Here is a 1,301-nt window from a genome sequence, read left to right as displayed (position 1 = left end):
TTTTGAAATGAGCATTCGCTGCGCGAATTTTACGCTCATTTCAAACCACTGCGCACGCAAGCGTGCTCCGTTATGCCCCTTAATTAAAGGTTATCAGGAAAGGCTTTTAATCAATATTTTTAGCGTATGTAAGTTTTGTAAAACTGGTGTAGTAGAACTCACACTGGTGCGAGATGTCTGCTGTAATTTAGTCATTCGAACCATAGTCGTTTGTTAAGTGTGTTGTAAATATGGTGATAAAAACTCAATCAGAAAACTAACTAGGAGTACCAATCCAGCCAAAAAGCCAGATACTACTGTAGGTACGATGGTAAAAATCCAAACTCTCGCATTATGTAAATTGACCTGCTGTTCTATGCTCTGAATTTCCATCAAAGTATCAACTGTCGGTGATTGAAGCCTACTCGTTATTTTCCGCATTTGGAGGGCACTGCTAATCATCTTATATAACTCAAATCCGATGAATACCATCAATGATAATAAGATTAACGCCCCTGATGACAAAACAGCCCAGTCAGGTATATCTTTCTTAATGCTTGACCAAAGAGTAAAGAAACCCACATAACCAGCAGCAATAATCAGATTGCTATATGAGTTTGCCTTGCCATAAGCGTGTGAGACGACCTCTTTTATAATCGCAACATTCTGATTCGTTTGTATTCGTGCATGCTCCTGATTTATGCGATTAATATGTTCTGCAAGCTCATTGTGACGATCAACACAACGATGCTCCATTTCATAAATATCCTGATTCACTTAAAACAACCTCAAAAAAACTAACAACGTATTATGCGGATAGTTTTCGTATAGTAACGCGGGATGAACTCTGAGTCACCATATGTAACGCTGTGTAGTGTGTCGGGAAGAGATTTTTACTCCGGAAGCAGAGTTAGCTCATGTTTTGGGTGCGCAAAAACACATTGCTGTTCGAGCATCCGGTTCCGTGATAACAAGAAGCTCAAGCAGGGACATTTTGAAATGGGCATTCACTACGTGAATTTTATGCCCATTTCAAACCGCTGCGCACGCAGGCGTGCTACGCTATGCCCCTTAGCTAAATGTTATCTGAAAGGCGAATTTAATAGGCTTTCGTGGTTTAAATTTCAGTCCGTAGCCAAGCTAGTTTTCGTGGCGCAATTGTATTCTTTCTTCGGTTTAGCTTCAGAGTCGAATGGTCGAATCACGTGATAAATCATCGGTAGAATAGGGTAAGTTAGGCTCGCCGAGGAAAGCTGCTTTTACTTAAGGCTGTTACGTTGGTCGGCAAAACCCTGCTTTTAGCAACCTTGGGGTTTCAGATA

General features: G+C 40.9%; 2 protein-coding genes. One reads left to right on the top strand and one right to left on the bottom strand.

What is annotated here, in order from left to right:
* A partial coding sequence (locus L975_RS18500) for a hypothetical protein (protein WP_218185615.1) occupies window positions 1-217 on the top strand: 217 nt, incomplete at its 5' end.
* Here L975_RS18500 and L975_RS17055 read toward each other — a convergent pair.
* Entirely contained in the window at window positions 214-756 is a 543-nt protein-coding gene (locus tag L975_RS17055) for a hypothetical protein (RefSeq protein ID WP_156121247.1), read from the bottom strand. The genes L975_RS18500 and L975_RS17055 overlap by 4 nt on opposite strands.
* Window positions 757-1,301 lie beyond the last annotated feature (545 nt).

It is taken from the genome of Plesiomonas sp. ZOR0011, from assembly GCF_000800945.1.
Lineage (GTDB): Bacteria > Pseudomonadota > Gammaproteobacteria > Enterobacterales > CAMTGL01 > Plesiomonas > Plesiomonas shigelloides.
This window is presented reverse-complemented; position numbering and strand designations above follow the sequence as displayed.